General features: G+C 40.3%; 14 protein-coding genes and 3 tRNA genes. 7 read left to right on the top strand and 10 right to left on the bottom strand.

Annotation, left to right across the window (positions count from 1 at the left end):
* Positions 1–22: 22 nt before the first annotated feature.
* The 4 genes from OK344_RS02590 to OK344_RS02575 all read right to left on the bottom strand — a co-directional run bounded on the left by OK344_RS02590 (position 23) and on the right by OK344_RS02575 (position 4566).
* Entirely contained in the window at positions 23–1429 is a 1407-nt protein-coding gene (locus OK344_RS02590; protein WP_265143304.1) for a glycogen synthase, read from the bottom strand.
* A gap of 41 nt (positions 1430–1470) precedes the next feature.
* On the bottom strand, positions 1471–3432 hold the full coding sequence (glgB, locus tag OK344_RS02585) for a 1,4-alpha-glucan branching protein GlgB (protein WP_265143303.1): 1962 nt from the start codon (positions 3430–3432) through the stop codon (positions 1471–1473).
* 224 nt (positions 3433–3656) lie between these two features.
* Positions 3657–4127: a hypothetical protein gene (locus OK344_RS02580; RefSeq protein WP_265143302.1), complete on the bottom strand. Its 471-nt coding sequence runs from the start codon at positions 4125–4127 to the stop codon at positions 3657–3659.
* 19 nt (positions 4128–4146) lie between these two features.
* Complete coding sequence (locus OK344_RS02575; protein ID WP_265143301.1) at positions 4147–4566, bottom strand: hypothetical protein; 420 nt, start codon at positions 4564–4566, stop codon at positions 4147–4149.
* A gap of 86 nt (positions 4567–4652) precedes the next feature.
* Here OK344_RS02575 and OK344_RS02570 point away from each other — a divergent pair, with 86 nt between their 5' ends.
* Positions 4653–6638, top strand: coding sequence for a heavy metal translocating P-type ATPase (locus OK344_RS02570; RefSeq protein ID WP_265143300.1), 1986 nt, complete (start codon positions 4653–4655; stop codon positions 6636–6638).
* A gap of 131 nt (positions 6639–6769) precedes the next feature.
* On the top strand, positions 6770–8911 hold the full coding sequence (locus tag OK344_RS02565; protein ID WP_407936697.1) for a S46 family peptidase: 2142 nt from the start codon (positions 6770–6772) through the stop codon (positions 8909–8911).
* A 322-nt stretch (positions 8912–9233) separates the two neighbouring features.
* On the opposite strand, the gene OK344_RS02560 is transcribed toward OK344_RS02565, so the two are convergent.
* The 3 genes from OK344_RS02560 to OK344_RS02550 all read right to left on the bottom strand — a co-directional run bounded on the left by OK344_RS02560 (position 9234) and on the right by OK344_RS02550 (position 14812).
* The gene (locus tag OK344_RS02560) at positions 9234–12149 is read right to left on the bottom strand and encodes a M16 family metallopeptidase (protein WP_265143298.1); all 2916 of its coding nucleotides are present in this window, start codon (positions 12147–12149) and stop codon (positions 9234–9236) included.
* Positions 12150–12198: 49 nt separating this feature from the next.
* Positions 12199–13599 (bottom strand): aspartate ammonia-lyase, encoded by a 1401-nt coding sequence (aspA, locus tag OK344_RS02555; protein ID WP_265143297.1) that lies wholly within the window; start codon positions 13597–13599, stop codon positions 12199–12201.
* Positions 13600–13783: 184 nt separating this feature from the next.
* The gene (locus OK344_RS02550; protein ID WP_265143296.1) at positions 13784–14812 is read right to left on the bottom strand and encodes an N-acetylmuramoyl-L-alanine amidase; all 1029 of its coding nucleotides are present in this window, start codon (positions 14810–14812) and stop codon (positions 13784–13786) included.
* A 133-nt stretch (positions 14813–14945) separates the two neighbouring features.
* Here OK344_RS02550 and OK344_RS02545 point away from each other — a divergent pair.
* The 4 genes from OK344_RS02545 (at position 14946) to OK344_RS02530 (ending at position 16047) form a co-directional block, all read left to right on the top strand.
* A tRNA-Ser gene (locus tag OK344_RS02545) sits at positions 14946–15032 on the top strand.
* Positions 15033–15053: 21 nt separating this feature from the next.
* A tRNA-Pro gene (locus OK344_RS02540) sits at positions 15054–15128 on the top strand.
* A gap of 47 nt (positions 15129–15175) precedes the next feature.
* Positions 15176–15249: transfer RNA gene (locus OK344_RS02535), tRNA-Arg, on the top strand.
* Between the two features lie 99 nt (positions 15250–15348).
* Positions 15349–16047 (top strand): ABC transporter ATP-binding protein, encoded by a 699-nt coding sequence (locus OK344_RS02530; protein ID WP_265143295.1) that lies wholly within the window; start codon positions 15349–15351, stop codon positions 16045–16047.
* A gap of 50 nt (positions 16048–16097) precedes the next feature.
* On the opposite strand, the gene OK344_RS02525 is transcribed toward OK344_RS02530, so the two are convergent.
* Positions 16098–16484 carry an SRPBCC family protein gene (locus OK344_RS02525; RefSeq protein ID WP_265143294.1) on the bottom strand — a complete coding sequence of 129 codons (387 nt, stop codon included), beginning with the start codon at positions 16482–16484 and terminating at the stop codon, positions 16098–16100.
* A 32-nt stretch (positions 16485–16516) separates the two neighbouring features.
* On the opposite strand from OK344_RS02525, the gene OK344_RS02520 reads away from it, so the two are divergent.
* Positions 16517–17122, top strand: coding sequence for an NUDIX hydrolase (locus OK344_RS02520; RefSeq protein ID WP_265143293.1), 606 nt, complete (start codon positions 16517–16519; stop codon positions 17120–17122).
* On the opposite strand, the gene OK344_RS02515 is transcribed toward OK344_RS02520, so the two are convergent.
* Positions 17119–18393: a UDP-N-acetylmuramoyl-tripeptide--D-alanyl-D-alanine ligase gene (locus OK344_RS02515; protein WP_265143292.1), complete on the bottom strand. Its 1275-nt coding sequence runs from the start codon at positions 18391–18393 to the stop codon at positions 17119–17121. The two genes, OK344_RS02520 and OK344_RS02515, sit on opposite strands and share 4 nt — an antisense overlap.
* Before the next feature lie 60 nt (positions 18394–18453).
* Positions 18454–20061 carry a gliding motility lipoprotein GldJ gene (gene gldJ, locus OK344_RS02510; RefSeq protein WP_088467729.1) on the bottom strand — a complete coding sequence of 536 codons (1608 nt, stop codon included), beginning with the start codon at positions 20059–20061 and terminating at the stop codon, positions 18454–18456.
* Position 20062: the final 1 nt, after the last annotated feature.

The following is a 20062-nucleotide window of genomic DNA, read 5'->3' as shown; positions in this document are numbered from 1 at the left end:
AGGCAACGAAGAGCGATCTGTTTTATCTTTTGTACATTTCCAGATATCTTTCCGCGGATTTTTCCCAGGAAAAATCATAATTCATGTTTGAGTGTAACAGGCGCTGCATCAGTTCTTTATTGTGATAAATATGAAGCGCACGATGAATAGCATGTACCGCATCTTTGGCCGTAGCCGCACCGAAATTAATTCCGCTGCCGCCACTGGAAACATCTTCTACGGTATCGCGTAGACCACCGGTATAACGCACGATCGGCACAGTTCCGTAACGCATTGCATAAATTTGGTTCAACCCACAGGGCTCTACACGCGAAGGCATCAGCAAGAAATCAGATGAAGCATAAATTTTATGAGAGAGATATTCTTTATACCCCAAATCAAGCGCAAAATTTGAGTAGGATTGGGTAAGTTCTTTTAGCTGATATTCGATATTTTTGTCACCGGAACCTAGAATAATGATATTCAGTGCGCCATAGGTCTCCTGTATGCTTCTCCAGACGATATCCGGCAGCAAATCTGCACCTTTTTCGCCGGCAAATCTTCCGATAAAACCAAACAGAGGCAGATCCGGATCCAGATTATATTCTTTACAGAGGGCAATTTTATTCTTCTGTTTACCGATCACCACATTTTCTTCTGAAAAATTAAAATCTAAAAACGAATCAGTGGCGGGATTCCACACCTCCACATCAATTCCGTTGATGATTCCATAAGCTTTTGCATGTTCCTGACGCACGAGGCCTTCCAGACCTCGGAAACTTTCGAAAAGTTCGTGCAGGTAACCTTCGGAGACCGCATTGAAGGCGTGGCAGCACTTAATCATCGCCGCCAAAGGATTGATGAACCCATTCCAGTCGAGCTGTCCCCACTGTTCGCCATAAAACCACGGAAAATAACCCGACATTTCCCAGTTCATCTGTCCTTGGTATTCGCCGTTGTGAATCGTGCCGATCGTTTTTACGCCTTTCAGAAAACGGAATTCCGGGCAGTTTTCGATCATGAATGGAACTAAACCCGTATGGTAATCGTGGCAATGTAAAATATCTGGACGAATTTTCATTGCGGTAAGCCAGTGAAGAACTCCATGCTGGAAAGCGAGAAACTGCTGGCTTTCGTCCCAGTAACCGTAAGGATTATCACGGTCCAGAAGTCCGGGGATTTTAACCAGATAAAGATCAAAACCCAAAACTTTCGATTTTTCCTTCATCACCTGTACCTGAAAAGTGTGGTGGCTCTGATGAATCCAGCCATCGAAAACAATTTCAAACTCGTGTTCGTGAACAAAAATTTTGTTATACCATGGCATCACTACGCTGGCTTCAATTCCCTCAATTCTGTTGAGATATTTAGGCAATGCACCCACCACGTCTCCCAGGCCGCCAACTTTTGCAACCGGGTAACATTCCATGGAAAGATTAAAGATTTTCATATAAGATTTTCAGACGAAAGTTGTAAGTGCAGATTTAGAATTTAAATAGTTCTTTTCCTACTTTTAGAGGCAGATTTTGCTTTTTTTATATTCTGAACAGATTTTTTCTGCTTTAAAATTACTCCGGCAAGCGGTGGCAATGTCAGCACGATGGCATTGGGGCGATACATCCACTCGTCGTCTTCTTCATCTACAACTTCAGCTTTTACGCCGCTACCACCATATTTCTCATCATCAGAATTCAGAATTACTTCCCAGTTCGTCCCTTCATTCACGCCTATTTTATAATCGAAAACTCTTGGAGTAAGATTCAAAACCGTCATGGTAACATCATCCTCTTCCTTCCCTTTTCTCAGATAAATAAAGATTGAATTATCACCATCATTGGCTTCAACCCATTCGAAACCTTCGGGTTTAAACTGGTTTTGGTACAGTGAAGTTTCGGTGGTATAAATGGCATTCAGATCTTTAACATAATTCTGCATGCCTTGGTGAACAGGATATTGCAGCAAATGCCAGTCGAGACTTTGGGTATAATTCCATTCCGCGGTTTGGGCAAATTCATTACCCATAAAGAGAAGTTTGGCTCCCGGATGGGTGTACATATAAGTGTACAACGCCCGCAGATTCGCAAATTTCTGCCATTCGTCTCCAGGCATTTTGTAAATCAAACTCGATTTACCGTGTACGACCTCGTCGTGGGAAAGCGGCATCATATAATTTTCATTATACATGTACATCGATGCGAAAGTAAGCTTGTTATGCTGGTATTTTCTGTTGATAGGGTCTTCCTTGAAGTATTTTAAAGTATCATGCATCCAGCCCATCATCCATTTCATTCCGAAACCGATTCCGCCATCATGCACGGGTTTTGTAAGCATCGGAAAATCTGAACTTTCTTCCGCAATGGTCATGATATCGGGAAACTCTTTGTAAACTGCAGTGTTGAATTCCTGCAAGAACTGTTTAGCTTCAAGATTGATGTTTCCGCCTTCAATATTCGGTTCCCATTCGCCTTCGTTTCTGGAATAATCGAGATGAAGCATAGAGGTAACCGCATCTACACGCAATCCGTCGGCATGATAACGATCCAGCCAGAACATCGCATTGGAAATAAGAAAAGATTTTACTCCCGGTCTGCCGTAATTGAAGATATGCGATTTCCATTCGGGATGGAACCCTTTTCGTGGATCTTCGTGTTCGTAAAGGTAAGTACCGTCGAAAAAATGCAGACCATTAGCATCGCCCGGGAAATGTGACGGAACCCAGTCGAGGATAACGCCAATTGAGTTTTTGTGGAGTTCGTCAATTAAAAACATGAGATCCTGTGGTGAACCAAAACGTGAAGTAGCCGCGAAAAAACCGGTCACCTGATAGCCCCAACTTGGATCGTAAGGATATTCCATCACCGGCATAAATTCCACATGAGTGAAATTCATTTCCTTTAAATAAGGCACCAACCGTTCTGCAATTTCACGGTAACTGAAAAACCTGTTGGGATCATCAACGCCACGCATCCAGGAGCCTAAATGCAATTCGTAAACCGAAAGTGGTGCTTCAAGATTATTCTTTTTCCAGCGGTTTGCCATCCATTTTTTGTCATTCCATTCGTACCATGTTGTTGAAATGATGGAACTGGCCTGAACATTCTGCTCCCAGCTCAGTGCAAACGGGTCACCTTTTTCCAGAAGAACTCCTTTGTTTGATCGGATGGCGTACTTATAGAGATTTCCCCAGTTGAGGCTGGGAATAAAGCCTTCCCAAATACCGGATTCATCCCATCTTGGTAACAGTTTGTGTGTTTCTGAATGCCAATTATTAAAGTTTCCTATTACAGAAACTTCTTTCGCAAACGGTGCCCAGACTGCAAAATAAACGCCGCGTTTTCCGTTAACTTCTACACTGTGGGAGCCGAATTTATCGTAAAGTCTGTAATGCTTGCCTTCTCGAAAAAGATAAATGTCGTGATCTGTAAACAACGAATGAGGAACAACTTTTTCCATGGTTTCAGGGATTTCAGTTTTTGAATGGTAAGTATAAAACAACTTTACTTTAATCCATCAAATATATCCAAATTTACGGTAAAAAGCTTGGAAAAATCTGTTAAAACTGATTTAAACACTAAGTATCTTCACTAAAAACAGATGAAAATTTCAACTGAACCTTATTACCATCACTCAATATAGAAATCCCAGAACATTGTAAGGCCACGGTATAAAAGTGAAGTTTACGCTTCGTTCACTTTCGGTACTTTCACGGCAAGTTCGTAAACATTGCCACGCATCAGGAATTTAATTCTTTCTCTGGTAGTAACCGTGTTCACTTCGCCGTCTTTCAGCACGATAATCCGGTCTCCGGTTGCGATATTCTGATCTGAAAGCCAGTCTTCCGGAGCTACATCATTTTCGAGTTTTTTCATTTCTTCCAGAATTTCCTCCGCCATTTCCTGGAAACCTTCCTCGTAGGAATACAGTACTTTATATTCCGGATCCAAACCTACTTTAAAGGTTTTCTTTTCAGCGATAAGGTTGGCTTCCGAATTCGGCATCGGATTATCTGAACCATCGGTAAAACCTACTTCAATAAGTTCGCCGTTGTGTTTCGCAGCATAATCCAGAATATCCTGATACGTTTCGAAATTGGTTACAACGGTATATTCATCATATTCGTAGCGCTGTAGTCTTTCATTCTTGTCCATAATTATTTAATTTTTAATGTTAGTGATCTTTTTTATCAGTAATTTCTTCCTTTACCTCGTGCCACTCGTTGTCTTTAAGTTTGGCTTCTATTTTTTCGACTTTAAGACTTTGCCTCAAATAGGCGAAAAGACTCATATATACATTGGCGATAAACACGACTGCAAAAAATGAAATCAGATAGCCCCGCCAGTCGTCAAAAAGAAGTTTGTAGCTTGTGATAATTATAAAAAATGCGGTTACATAGTGACTGAAACAATATTCGCATGTAAAGAGATAGAAAAATTTTCGCTGATAGAGCTTTTTGCATTCCCTAGATTTCCTGACACAATACTCTCTGGGCTCTCTGAAAATCTCTTCATGCGTTACCGTCCACGCAATACATGCTACCGGAACGGCGAGAAGAAAAAGCCATAAAATCTGTTCGTAAAGAAAGTTCATGCTGAAATTTTCTTCTAAACTTCAAAAGTAATGCCACACAATTTATGGTGCTGAATTTGTATATTTGAGCTGAAATATCCCAGATTATGTCGAAAGAATGCTGTACTACAGGCGAACACACAAAACCAGTCTCTCCAATTCCACAAAATAATCTTCAACATGATCATGAAGGTCACGATCATTCACATGATCATTCAGACCAAACGGTTTTTCAGCTTTTTCTGCCTGCAGGAATTTCTTTCATCCTCCTTGCCGCCGGACTTCTACTCGATTATTGGCTGAAACCCGATTGGTTTACAGATTGGATTCGGCTGGCACTTTATCTTCTGGCTTATATTCCTGTAGGATTTCCCGTGATTAAAGAAGCTTTCTCGAGCATTAAAAACGGTGATTTTTTCTCTGAATTCCTGCTTATGACTATTGCCACAGGGGGTGCTTTTGCCATTGGAGAATATCCCGAAGGCGTGGCCGTGATGCTTTTTTATTCTGTAGGTGAGGTTTTTCAGACGCTGGCCGTTCAAAAAGCCAAACTTAACATTAAGACTTTACTTGATCAGCGTCCGGACGAAGTAACCATACTGAAAAACAATATTCCTACAACCATTAAAGCAAAAGATGCATCCATAGGAGAAATCATACAACTGAAACCGGGTGAAAAACTGGCACTGGATGGTGAACTGCTCTCTGAAACAGCTTCGTTCAACACCTCTGCATTAACAGGCGAAAGCAAACCCGACACCAAAAAAACAGGAGACAGCGTGTTGGCGGGAATGATCAACCTCAACACTTTGTCTTTGGTAAAAATCAATACCGCTTATGAAGATTCCAAACTTTCGCGGATTCTCGAATTGGTACAAAACGCAAGTTCACAGAAAGCAAAAAGCGAACTTTTCATCCGTAAGTTTGCGAAAATTTATACCCCTATCGTGGTGGTCCTTGCTATTGTAATTACTTTCCTGCCCTACTTTTTTGTCGAAGAATATGAGTTCCGAAACTGGCTCTACCGCGCACTTGTCTTTTTGGTAATTTCATGCCCTTGTGCTTTGGTAATCTCTATTCCGCTGGGTTATTTTGGTGGAATTGGTGCCGCAAGCCGCAACGGTATTCTCGTTAAAGGCAGCAACTTTCTTGATATTCTTGCCAGCGTAAAAAATGTGGTGATGGATAAAACCGGAACCATGACTGAAGGCGTTTTTAAAGTTCAGCAGGTTCATATTGAAAAAGGATTCAACGAAGAAGAAATTCTAGTTTTGCTCAATATCCTCGAAAGTAAATCGACTCACCCGATTGCCGCTGCGGTTCATGAATATGCAGGCGAAATCAGCCATGATAATGTGATGAAAGATTTTGAAGAAATCGCAGGTCACGGATTGAAAGGTACGATCGATGGCAAAGAAGTGCTCGCAGGAAACTTCAAACTGATGGAAAAATTTGATATTCCACATTCTTTGAACCATATAGAAGTTTCAGACACCTTGATTGCTGTCGCAGTGGACGGACAATTTGCAGGTTATGTCACCATATCAGATCAAATTAAAGAAGATTCATCTTCTGCAGTTACCACGCTCCAAAAAATGGGTATTAAAGTGACCATGCTGAGTGGCGACAAACAGGTGGTGGTAAAGGAAATCGCTGATAAAATCGGTATAACCAATGCATTTGGAGATTTACTGCCCGAAGACAAGGTGAATAAAGTAAAAGAAATTAAAGCCCAAAACGAGACGGTCGCTTTTATTGGCGACGGTGTAAATGATGCGCCGGTTGTGGCACTAAGCGATGTAGGCATTGCCATGGGCGGCTTGGGCAGTGATGCCACGATTGAAACTGCCGATGTGGTAATTCAGGACGACAGGCCTTCAAAAATTCCGATGGCAATAAAGATCAGTAGGGAAACCCGAAAAATTGTATGGCAGAACGTTATTCTGGCGTTTGGGGTAAAAGCGGTTGTCCTGATTCTAGGTGCCGGCGGACTCGCAACAATGTGGGAAGCGGTTTTTGCCGATGTGGGCGTAGCACTTTTAGCTATCCTAAATGCCGTGCGTATTCAGAATATGGATTTCATTAAAAAGTAGGCATAAACATTCACTACTTTTTGGGAACTTCAACCTCTGGACTTCATTTTTCCAGGTTCACAAAAATTCCTTATTTTTAGGCGAAATTTTGAATACTGATTTCAATTCTCAGATATAATAATAGATTTATGATAAACAAGAAAAATATATTGCTTGCGGCAGTGATATTTCCTGCAGTAATGGCCTTTGGGCAGCAATATGGCGGAATGTGGATTCCTACAGAACTCAATGAAAAAGAAATGAAAGCGATGGGTATGAAAATTTCTGCCAAGCAGATTTTCGACCCGGCAAAACCTTCCATTAAAGATGCAGTAGTGCAGTTCGATGGTGGATGTACCGCTGAAATTATTTCACCAAAAGGACTTCTTTTAACCAACCACCATTGCGGTTATGATAACATCCAGTCACACTCTACGGTTGAAAACGATCTTCTTGCGAACGGTTTCTGGGCAAAAAACATGGGCGAAGAACTTCCGAATCCCGGAGTAACGGTTGATTTTGTTCTCGACATTAAAGATGTCACCGGACAAATTCTGGGGAACACTAAAAATCTTGACGCCAAACAGGCCGAGCAGGTGATTAAAAACAATATTGATGTGGTTTCGAAATCCTTTAAAACAGAGCCTCACCAAAAAGTAATCATCCGCCCAATGTATTATGGCAACAAATATTACGCTTACATTATTGAAACCTTTAAAGACATCCGTATGGTTGGTGCACCGCCGAGCTCTATCGGTAAATTCGGTTCAGATACCGATAACTGGGTGTTTCCGAGACATACAGGAGACTTTATGATGTTCAGAATTTATGCCGACAAAAACAACAAACCTGCAGAATACAGCAAAGACAATGTTCCGTACAAGCCAAAACATTTCCTTCCGGTTTCTATAAAAGATAAAAAAGAAGGCGACTTTACTTTTGTGTTTGGCTTCCCGGGCAGAACTACTGAATATTTACCGTCGATTGCGGTAGAAAAAATCCGTACCGAAATCGATCCTGCGATGATTGATGTACGTGATGTTGCTTTGAAAACTTTGGACGAGAAAATGCGTGCAGACCAGGCGACCAAAATTAAGTATGCCTCGAAATATGCCAGTGTTGCCAATTACTGGAAAAAATGGAAAGGCGAAGTTGAAGGGCTTACCAAATCTGACGCAGTAGGTAAAAAACAGCACTACGAGCAGTCCCTGATTGCTAAAAATCCGGAAGTGAAAACTACCCTGGATGAATTCAACCGTCTTTATACCGAGCAATCGCCTTATGCCCTAAGCAGAGCTTATTATAGTGAAGTTATCCGAAACGCAGAAACCCTTTCCCTGGCTAATAATTTTTACAATTTTGCCAATGCTGCAGAAAGTGGAAAAATGGATGCAAAAACTTTGGAAAACTTTAAAAACAGACTGACAGAAATCTACAAAAATTATGATCCTGAACTGGATGCAAAAGTAACTGCAAAAGTACTTGCACTGTATGCAAACCGTGTTCAGCCACAGTTTCTGCCTTCCGGTTTCGAGCAGTATAAAGACGTCAACCGAAATCTTCAGACCATCGAAGAACTTTCAAAAAATTCTGTGATTACAGGACGTGGAACTCTGAACGGCGCAACAATGTATTCCGGAATTGACAAAGTTTTCGAAGATCAGAATTCATTGGTACAAAACCTGAAGAATGATCCATTGATGAAACTGTTCACCTCTATGAGGGAATCGTACCTTACCAAAACTGATGGCAAATACGCAGAGTATCAGAAACAGATTGATGTGCTTCAGAAAAAATACATGGCACAGCAAATGGAAACCGACAAAAACCGCACGTTTTATCCAGACGCAAACTCTACCCTTCGGGTAACTTATGGTGAAGTGAAAGGTTCTAACCCGAAAGATGCGCTGTATTACGGTTACCAGACCCATTTATCAGGAGTTATGGAAAAATATGTTCCGGGAGATTACGAATTTGATGTCCCTAAAAAACTCATCGATCTTTATAACAAAAAAGATTACGGAATCTATAAAAACAGCACCGGTGATGTGCCTGTAAACTTCACAGCAACAAATCACACGACTGGCGGTAACTCCGGAAGTCCCGCGCTGGATGCGAACGGAAACCTAATCGGTTTAAACTTCGACAGACAGTGGGAAGGAACGATGAGTGACATTAACTTCGACCCGCGTTTCAGCAGAAATATTATGGTAGACACCAAATACATCCTCTTTATCGTTGATAAATACGCTGATGCCAAATGGTTACTTAATGAGATGAAAATCGTTAAATAAGACATGTAAATCGTTAATTTTCGATTGAATTTTAAAATCCCGTGAACCGTTCACGGGATTTTTTCATGCATATTTGAAAGATGAGCCTTGAAATAAATACAAACAAAACTCCGGATCTTCATCCGGAGTTTTTGGTTTTCATGGTTAATGAAATAAGTTTTATGAAAAAAGATAATGTTATGTTTTACATTGCAAATATGCAACATAAAAATTGATTTTACCAGCGTGATTTCACCTTTTTTTTCAGTCATTAAAAACCGCCACCACGATAAAAAAAGGCGAAACCTAAGTCTCGCCTTTATATTTCAGGAAAAATTCTATATTAATATCCGAAGATTTCATCAAGACTTACTTCATGAAAAGTACCCATTTTCGACATTGCTGCCATATCCAGATTTTCTTTTTTGCCGATAATTGCCGTATTATATTTCAAAGGTTTTACCTCAGCATTATAAAAATTGGTAACATCAGCCAACGTGAGTTTTTCTATTTCAGCATATATATCTTTTCTTAAATCGTAATCGATTCCAAGTTTTTTAAGATTCAACTGATTAAAGAAAATGTTGGTTCTGTTGATTCTGCCTGATGCAATTTGCTTCAATGCTGCGTTTTTAGCATTTTCAAACTGTGCCGGAACCTGCGGAAGGTTCGCCATCAGTTCATCCATTGCGCTTACTGCCTGCGGAAGTTTGTTCGCCTGGGTTCCGATATAGGTCGTTATGTAATCCGGACGGTTCAGTTCGCTGTTGTTTGCGTAAGAAACATACGCAGAATAAGCTAAACTCTTACTTTCACGGATTTCCTGGAATACGATTGACGACAGTCCGCGACCGAAATATTCGTTGAACACATTAATTTTGCCAAAGTTTTTAAGGTTTACAGGCTTTCCTTTCGCCACTTTGCTCATTTCGGTCTGCACCATATCATAATTCGTGAAGAATACTTTTCCTTCAGTATCGGGTTCAGGATAGATTTTCTTAGCCGGAATTTTTACCGTTTCCTTTTCTACGAAGGATTTCGCATACTTTTTAAATTTATTGAAATCGTTTCCGTAGAAGAAAATTTCATAAGGCATTGCCAATAAATCTTTAATCTTATTGGTCATTTCCTCTGATTTGATGCTTTTCAGACGCTGCTCCGAAACCACATCAGAAAAACGCGAATCCTTTCCGAATTTAGCGTAATTGGAAAGCGCTGCCATAATTCTTCCTTTGTCTTTTTTAGCAACTTCGCGGCTTTCTAAAATCGTTTTTACATTTTCTTCGTAAACTTTCTGATCCGGCTTTGCATTTTGCAGCCAGTTTTTCAGAAGTTCAATTCCTTTCGGCATGTTCTCTTCCAAACCGCTCAGCGAAATCATCAGTTGATCCGGCGCTGTACGGAAATCGTGCGAAATCCCGAGTTTGAAGAATTCCTCTTTCAAAGCTTCCGCAGAAAGTTTGTTCGTTCCAAGATATTGTAAAACCTGCGTCGCCAGACCCAATTCTTTGTCATGGTCGCTTCCGAACGGGAAAATGAAGTAGGTCTGTGCAATATCGTTGTATTTGTTTTCAACAAAACTTGCCTTCTTACCTGCGATTTTATCTGTTTTAATGGCTTTCGAAAAGTCGATGAATTCCGGTTTAATTTCTGAGGACTTTTCGTTTAAAATGCTTTTCAAAAACGGCGACTGGGCTTCTTTATTCAGTTTGATCGGAGTAATTCCCGGATTTTCTACCCGAACTAATTTATCGTTTATGCCTTTTTCTTTTTTGATGACCACATAATTATCCTTGAAGAATTCGTTGGCGAATTTCACCACATCAGCTTTGGTGATCTTTTCGTACTCGGAAATTTCACTCAGTTCCTTCTCCCAGTCCTGGTTGTTGATATAGCTGCCGTAAAGCGCAGTTGCCAGTCCGTCAGCAGTTTCAAAACTTTTCATCCTTCTAATTTTCATATCATTGATGATTGCCGGAATTTGCCATTCTTCGAATTCGCCTTTTTTCACGAGTTCGATCTGGCTGAGTAGCAGCTGTTTTGCTTCATCCAAAGTCTGGTTGTTTTTGGGAACAATGACCATCGAAAAATTGCCGTAAGTTTTAAACGGCGAATCGTAGGCAAATGCCCGCAATGCCTTCTGGCTTTGGTTAATATTCAAATCGATGAGTCCGGTTTCTCCTGAATTCGACAAAAGATTTGCTACTATTTCAGCAAGTCTCGCATCATGGGTTCCGTAAGAATCTGTTCTCCAGGCCAGCTGCAAGCGTGATGCAGAAGGGCTTTTCACTGTTCTTTCAACGATTTTTGTCATTGGTTCCTCAGTAATCATCTTCTTCATCGGCAGTTCCTTATATTCGAAACTTCCGAAATATTGATCAACCAGTTTTATGGTTTTGTCGAAATCAAGATCACCAACCAGCACCATTGCATAGTTGTTCGGCACATAATACGTATCAAAGTATTTGTGAATCGCAATCATAGAAGGATTTTTAAGATGTTCAGATTTTCCGATGGTGGTTTGCTGACCGTTCGGATGTTTAGGGAAAAGCGCATCCATCAGTTCATAATTCACCAACCGCGAATCGTTATCCTGCGCCCGGTTGAATTCTTCGTAAACTGCCTCCAGTTCTGTATGGAAAAGCCTTAAAACGAGTTCTGAAAATCTTTCTTTTTCAACTTTCAGCCATTTTTCAAGTTCGTTGTTGGGAATATTGTTTTTGTACACCGTTTCATCGAGCCACGTGTGCGCATTGGTGCCTGATGCGCCCAAAGACGAGATGGCTTTATCATACTCGTTGGCGATTGCATATTTGCTTGCTTCCTGAGAAACTTCATCAATTTTTTTATAGATTTCTTTCTTTTTTTCAGGATTCTGTTCTGCTTTATGCTGTTCGTAAAGGCGAGAAATTTCATCTAAAAGCGGCTTCTCCTTTGCCCAGTCTGCAGAGGCCAGTTTAGAAGTTCCTTTGAACATCATGTGTTCCAGATAATGCGCCAATCCGGTATTATCTGCCGGATCATTGTTGCTCCCGGTTCTCACCGGAATATAGGTTTGGATTTTTGGTGCATCAAAATTCTGAGCGAGGTAAACCTTCAAACCGTTTTTTAAAGTATATATCCGAACACCGTTTTTATCATTCAGTACTGTTTCGTATGTATATCCGGCTTTATCGGTAATTTTTTTAGTTTCAAATTTTTGTGCTGTCGTCATTGTTAGCGCTCCGATTAAAGTTAAAGTGGTGAGTATTTTCTTCATTTTTAATTTTTGGTTCAACGTAATTTTTGTGGGGAATTAAATTTTTATATTATAGATGATGAGGCTTCAGCATATTTGCCGGATCCAGAATTTCATCTAATTTCTCCTGTGAAAGAATGCCTTTTTCAAGAACGAGATTGTAAACACTTTTGCCGGTTTCCAGCGCTTCTTTGGCAATTTCAGTGGAATTTTTGTAGCCAATGTATGGGTTGAGTGCGGTTACAATGCCGATACTGTGTTTCACCATGTTAAGGCAAACTTCTTTGTTGGCAGTAATTCCGGTGATGCATTTCTCTCTTAAAGTATCGAGCGCATTTCCCAGGAAATTAATGCTTTCCATAATAGCGTGAGAAAGCACAGGTTCCATTACATTAAGCTGTAATTGGCCGGCTTCTGCGGCGAAAGTCACGGTAAGATCATTACCAATAACCTTATAACACACCTGATTTACGACTTCCGGAATTACAGGATTTACTTTGCCGGGCATAATTGAAGATCCGGGCTGCATTGGCGGAAGATTGATTTCAAATAAACCTGCACGCGGACCGGAAGACAACAGTCGTAAATCATTACAAATTTTTGAAAGCTTCACTGCAAGCCTCTTCATGGCGGATGAATAAATTACGTAAGACCCGGTATCAGGAGTAGCTTCAACTAAATTTGGCGCAGAAACAATAGGATAACCTGAAATCATGGCCAGATTTTTTGCACACAAATTGGCATAACCCATGGGTGCATTAAGTCCGGTACCGATAGCGGTGGCTCCCATATTGATTTCTACAAAAAGATTGGCGTTGGCGTTCAGTTTAGAAATATCTTCTTCTAAAGTAGCTGCGAAAGCTTCGAATTCCTGACCCAAAGTCATCGGAACTGCATCCTGAAGCTGTGTGCGGCCCATTTTAATCACATCGTGAAACTCTTTCCCTTTCTCACGGAATGCCGAAATTGTTTTTTTTAGTTTTTCTACCAAATCCTCATTCATCTGCAAAAGCGCCATTTTGAGTGCTGTAGGATATGCATCGTTTGTGGACTGGGATAAATTGATATGATCATTAGGCGAACAGAATTGATAATCTCCTTTTTCTTTTCCTAATTTTTCGAGAACACGGTTGGCGATTACTTCGTTGGCATTCATGTTTACAGAAGTTCCTGCACCGCCCTGAATCATATCGATTGGGAACTGATCTTGCAAATTACCTGCGAGAAGTTCGTCGCATACTTCGGCAATTGTTTGATACAGATCGCCATCAAGCAAGCCAAGTTCGTAGTTCGTTTTAGCGGCCGCTTTTTTTACCATTGCCAGCGCTTTGATAAAGTGGGGATATGATGAAAGATATTGTCCCGAAATTTTAAAATTTTCAATAGCACGCTGCGTTTGAACTCCATAATATGCGTTTGCCGGAACCCGAAATGTTCCCAGCAAGTCGCTTTCATTTCTGAAATTTTCCATATAATAAATTTGATGAAAAGATAAGATTATTTGTTCGTATTTAACGAATGTTTCAGCCATTTTCCCAATTAAAAAAGGGCGAATGTATACCGCCCGATCTTATATAAGTGAATGTCAATTCAGTAAACAGTTTGATTACTAAATTTAATGACTGCAGTACAGTTTTTATTGGCTGATAACGGGCTTATTTGTTAGGATATTTCACGTTCAAGGCCTGCAGAATTGACCAGGTTTCAGCATCCATTACGCCATCATACTTCTCCGGACGGAAATGAAACTGAAAAGCCTCTATGGTTTTCTTTGTGGCATTATCTACCATTCCAGAAGGCTCTAATCCATAACCCAGTGTTTTAAGCGCGGCCTGATATTTAAAAATAAATGGTGCGGTGCTCATTTCAACGGCATAATTTTCGGGAATAATCTGGTTATAGAATTCCTGTTTGGTCGCTTCATCATACCACATGCCTATTTGATATTCATCATAGAGTTTTTTCCAGGGGAATTTCGGGCCCGGATCAGATTTTCTCGTGGGAGCAATATCGGAGTGGGCTAAAATATTGGTCGGTGGTATCATGTAACGGTCTGCAATATCTTTTACCAAAGCTGCTACTTTTTTCATCTGGGCGCCATCAAAATCCGGGAAAATCCTCATTCCGGAAGCATCGGCAACATAACCTGGATTTACAATTTCGATCCCGATGGAAGTATCGTTCAGCATTTTATCATTCCTCCACGCACTTATACCTGCATGGTATGATCTTTTATTTTCATCTACCAACTGATAAATTTCCTTATCTCCAAGGTTATTCACCAGATAATGCGCACTCACCGACTGCTGGGTAAGCACGGTAACGGATTTGTCATCATCCAAAGCGGTATAGTGTAAAATAATATATTTCTGACGGAAATTCTGAGCAACTGAAGGGAAAAAGGTTTTCACCACCTTATACCCTTTTGGATTGGCGGAGACGATAGAACCGTAACTTATGGTATTGTCATTTTTAGAAATATCACCAATGTTTACCTTAAAAAAGTCGTAATTGCCTTCATGTTGAATTTGCGTTTTTGGAAGCGTTGGGGTGGGCGGTTTTACCTGCGAAGTTACCTGTGGTACTGGAGTTTTAGATTTTGTTGAATTTTTTTTCACGGGTTGGTGTGAAGCACATGAAGCCAGAGCTACACTTAATCCTATGAAATATAATGAATTACGCATTTTAATCTTATTTTTTAAAATTTATCTTTCAAAAATACAAAAAAATTTAAGCAAAAAGTTTTGGTTAATATCGAAAACTATTCTATATTTGCACTCGCAATTACAGAACAGAAGCTCTTACAAATATTGCACTGGAGAGTTGCCTGAGTGGCCGAAAGGACTTGTTTGCTAAACAAGCGTACGGGAAACTGTACCAAGGGTTCGAATCCCTTACTCTCCGCAACTTCCACAAAAAATTATTCGGGGCGTAGCGTAGTCCGGTCATCGCGCCTGGTTTGGGACCAGGAGGTCGCAGGTTCGAATCCTGCCGCCCCGACTTTTTAAAAAATTCCTTCGGGAATTTTTACATTTATTACCCTATTAGGGTGCGTAGCTCAGCTGGATAGAGCATCTGCCTTCTAAGCAGACGGTCCCAGGTTCGAATCCTGGCGCGCTCACAAAACAACCTTACATATTGTGTGAGGTTTTTTTGTTTATATAGTTTTAATCTCCACTGCATTTATTTCTTTAAATTTGCACTCAATTCAATACTATTCATGTCACTTCAAATTATAAACTTAAGCAAAAAATTTGGCTCCCAAACCGCATTAAACGGAATCAATATCGAAATCGGAAAAAGCGAAATCATCGGGCTTCTGGGTCCAAATGGTGCCGGTAAATCAACGTTAATGAAATCAATTGTCGGCGCGCTAAAAATTGACCAAGGAGCGATACTTTTCAACGGCAAGGATGTTACACAAAACGAAACTGAATCAAAGAAAAACATGGGTTTTCTGCCGGAAAACAATCCGCTTTATCCGGAAATGTATGTAAAAGAGTATCTGAATTTCGTTGCTGATCTCCATAAAATTCGAAAAGAAAGAATTGATGAAGTGATTGAACTCGTAGGAATTACTCCGGAAAAATCAAAAAAAATCGCTCAGCTTTCCAAAGGTTACAAACAGCGAGTTGGTCTGGCACAGGCCATATTACACTCGCCTGATCTTTTAATTCTGGATGAGCCCACCAATGGACTGGATCCTAACCAAATCATCGAAATACGGAATGTAATTAAAGAAATAGGTAAAGAAAAAACCGTGATACTCTCCACCCATATCATGCAGGAAGTAGAAGCGCTTTGTTCGCGAGTGATTCTCATCCATCAAGGAAATGTAATTCAGGACACCAATATCGATGAATTTAGGGGCAAATATGGCAGCCTGGAAGAAGCTTTCGCCAGTTATACCCACGAATAAAAAATCCCGCAACTTAAAATTGCGGGATTTTTTAGCCATAATATTTTTCCTTACAGTTTTTCCAGATTATCGGAAAGGGTGTTGATAAAATTCTGCAGCGGTTTTTCAACCATCATTTTGATAAAAGGATTAAATTTTCCTTCAAAGAGCAACTGAACTTCAGTTTGGTTTTCGTTTAAAGCATTCATCAAACCTTTCAGTTCAAAATCCAGACTTGAGCTGGCCGATTTCAGCACCACCGCCTTATCGCTCACTTCTTCAATTTTCAGCGCGATTTCCGGCATTCCCTTTAAACCGAATTTAAACCCATTATCACGAACTTCGAAGTTTTGCAGCGAATCGGGCATCAGGTTTTTATAATCTTCAGGTTTATTTAGCATTTCAACCAGCGTGTTTACCGATTTATTTACCACAATTTTACGTCCTTCTAAATTCATTTTTATATTTTTGTATGATTAAAACGTTGCAAATGTATAAAGTTTTCGTGAATGAAAAAAAATTAACTTTAAGTAAATATCCGGAAGAGATCGATAAAAAACTTAGGTTTGAAGGATTTGCAACCCTGGAAATTGCCGTAGATCTTCTTCAAAACACTTCCTGCCCTGAGCTGAATGTTTACGGAGAAAATCTTGAAGAAATCTGGGAAGATTTCACCCATATGTTCCGCGTAATTGAAGCGGCCGGTGGCGTAGTAAGAAACAAAAACGGCGAAATTTTATTTATTCACCGAATCGGAAGATGGGATTTGCCTAAAGGAAAAATTGAAAAAGGCGAATCTCTGGAACAGGCTGCCCTGCGCGAAATCGAAGAAGAAACCGGACTGAAAGAACTGATTCTTGAAGAATTCATCAACAATACATTTCATCTTTACACCGAGAGAAACGGCGAGAAAATTTTAAAGACAACTTATTGGTTCAGAATGAATTATGTAGGTAACGAAACTCCAACACCACAAACAGAAGAAGGAATTACCGCAGTTTCATGGAAGAATAAGGACGAAATTATGAATGAAGTTTTTCCTAAAACTTTCAATAACATCAAACTTATCCTGAATGACTACTGGGAGCAGATTTAATCTATAAATTCCAGCACTTTTTCTAAGGCGATGCCACGCGAAGCTTTCAGGAGTATATTTTTCGATTCGATTTTTCTGTCTTTTAAAATCTTAGAAAGCTCTTCAGAATTATCATACGATTCAAAATGTTCATTTACTTTTTTGAAGTATTTTCCGACTGTAATAATTTCATCAAAACCAAGTGATTCAGCCAAATAGAGAATGTTTTGGTGTTCTACGTCCGATTCTTCGCCCAGCTCCAGCATGTCACCGATAATAATCGTTTTTGAACCTTCAAACCTGCTGAAATTCCGCAGCGATTCTGCCATCGAACTCGGATTGGCGTTATACGTATCGAGAACGAAGGTTTTGCCGTTACGTTCCAGAATTTGCGAGCGCATATTGGTTGGCGTATAATTTTCGATTGCAGTTTTAATCTGACTAAAATTCAGCCCGAAATGAAATCCCAAACTCGCAGCAGCGCACAGATTGGTAAAGTTATAACTTCCGGTGAGTTTCGATTGCGCTTTATCTTCTTTAAAACTTAATCCAACGAAATGATCCTTCGAAAATTCTTCAAAGTAATAATCGGAATTTTTTTTACCGAAAGTTATTTTCGGAGAATAGTCTGCAGTTTTTTCCGTCTGGATAGGATCGTTTTCGTTGACCAGAATTGTTTGTTCAGCAGTTTTTAGATAATCGTAAAGTTCCGATTTACCTTTAATAACTCCTTCAAAACCACCGAAGCCTTCGAGATGGGCTTTCCCGAAATTCGTGATGTAACCGTAATTGGGTTGTGCAATTTTACACAGCAGTTCAATCTCTTTCTGATGGTTCGCTCCCATTTCTACCACAGCCAGTTCATGTTCCGGCTTTATAGAAAGTAGGGTAAGCGGCACCCCGATGTGATTATTGAGATTGCCGAAAGTGTACTGAACTTTATATTTCTGAGACAGAACCGCATGAATAATCTCTTTGGTTGTGGTTTTGCCGTTGCTGCCTGTAAGTGCGATGACGGGTATTTTGATATGATTGCGGTGATACGATGCAAGCTCCTGCAAAAACGCTAAAGTCGAATGAACAAAGAAAATATTCCTTTCCTGATTTTCGAAATTCCGGTCTTCAACAATAACAGCTAACGCGCCTTTGGTGATCGCCTCCTCCGCGGATTTGGCGGCATTGAAATTCTCGCCTGAGAAAGCAAAAAAGATATCATTTTTTTCGACTTTACGGCTGTCGATGGTTACTTTTCCGGACTTCAGGAAAAGCGGGTAGAAAGAAGCTGCATTCATTTGCCAAAAATAAAAAATCCTTCTGCAAATACAGAAGGATTTTTAAATATTTTAGATTAATTATCTTTTGGTTCTGCCTTTTCCGCTGGACTTGGCATCCTGTGCAACGCGGAAACCAACCCAACCGTAAGCTTTCGCTTCGTCACGGAATCTTCTCTGTCCCGGATCAAGCCAGTAAGCTCCGTCCAGCCATGATCCACCTTTGATCACACGCACTTCATTGGATACTCTTGTCGTTCTAGAAACAGGATCTTTTTGTAAAACCACTCTTCCTCTTCCGTCAACAATAAATCTTTTCTGCTTAGAGTTGTACATGTTATAACCAGCAGTAGTACTGTCTTCCGCTCGTCCGTAACCTGCATCGAGTGAAGACTGGAAGTCCCCGTCTCTGAAGTTTCTGTTATCGGCAACCACTTCTCTTTCGTACTGGCCTGGAAGTCCTCTGTAAACAAGTCTTCCGTCAGCTAAGGTATCATACTTCGCTTCCTCTACTTTTTTGAAAGTTCCGTCTTGATTTTTCACCACTTCTTTGGCAACGTTTCCTCTGTAATAGTTGAAATCGCTGGCTTCGTCATCAATGATCGGTCTGTAAACATCGGCAGTCCATTCTGCAACGTTACCGAACATGCCGTAGATTCCTAAATTATTGGAAGGATATTGTTTTACATCTGCTGTAGTTGGCGATCCGTCGTTTTTCCAACCTGCTACCCCCGAATAATCACCTCTTCCCTGCTTGAAGTTTTCCAGGTACATTCCTCTGTCTCTGCCTTTTTTACCTTTCAGCTGCTGAATTTCCGGCTGCTTGTTGGTATACAGGTTATATTCTCTTTCTTTCTGCATTCCCAGTGCTGCGAATTCCCATTCCACTTCCGTAGGAAGACGGAATTTTTCAACTACACCTGCTGTAGCATTACGGTTTGCAGCAAGAATTCTTTCGTTAGAAGTTCTGATACCTGATTTCTGCTTTAATCTTTCCTTATTGATATAAGCTTCCATTTCAGGATCATTTCCTTTGAATTTATCAAGGTTGAAGGCATTTGCTCCCTGGTTGTTAGCGTCGTTGGTATAGAAATCTTTTGAGATTACCCCTTGCTCCATCAAAGCTTTTTCGTTCGCTCTGTCAGTCAGCCAGTCACAGTATCTTGAAGCCTGTAGCCACGAAACTCCCACTACCGGATAGTAATCGAATTCCGGACTGCGGAAATAGGTTTCCGCAAAATCGTTTCTTGAAAGTTCGTTATTCCAAACTAAAGTATCGGGAAGAGCTCCCTTGTAAATCTCTTTAAAACTAGGATCTGATGGTGGGAAAACATATTTCAGCCACGTTACATATTCTCTATATTCATAGTTTGTAATTTCTGTTTCGCCGATAAAAAATGCGCTCACCTGCATTCTTCTGGGCGTATTGTTCCAGTCGTGCATTACATCATCTTTCACCAACCCCATGGTAAAAGTTCCGCCTTCTACATATACCATTCCCGGCCATCCTTTCTGTTTTTGTTGTTTTCCGGTGAAAAACCATCCTTTCTGATCATTTGGCTTCCATCCTGTTTTACTGGTAAAACGTTTTGTACCACCGCCTTTTTTGCTGTTACCGCCTCCTCCGCAACTGATCATAAAAAGTGTAGAGCTTAACGCTATTAATGTAAACAACTTTAGTTTATTCATA

This window comes from Kaistella yananensis (genome assembly GCF_026107505.2).
Taxonomy (GTDB): Bacteria; Bacteroidota; Bacteroidia; order Flavobacteriales; family Weeksellaceae; genus Kaistella; species Kaistella yananensis.
Note: the sequence above shows the minus strand (reverse complement) of the source record. Positions and strands in the feature narration are given on the sequence as shown.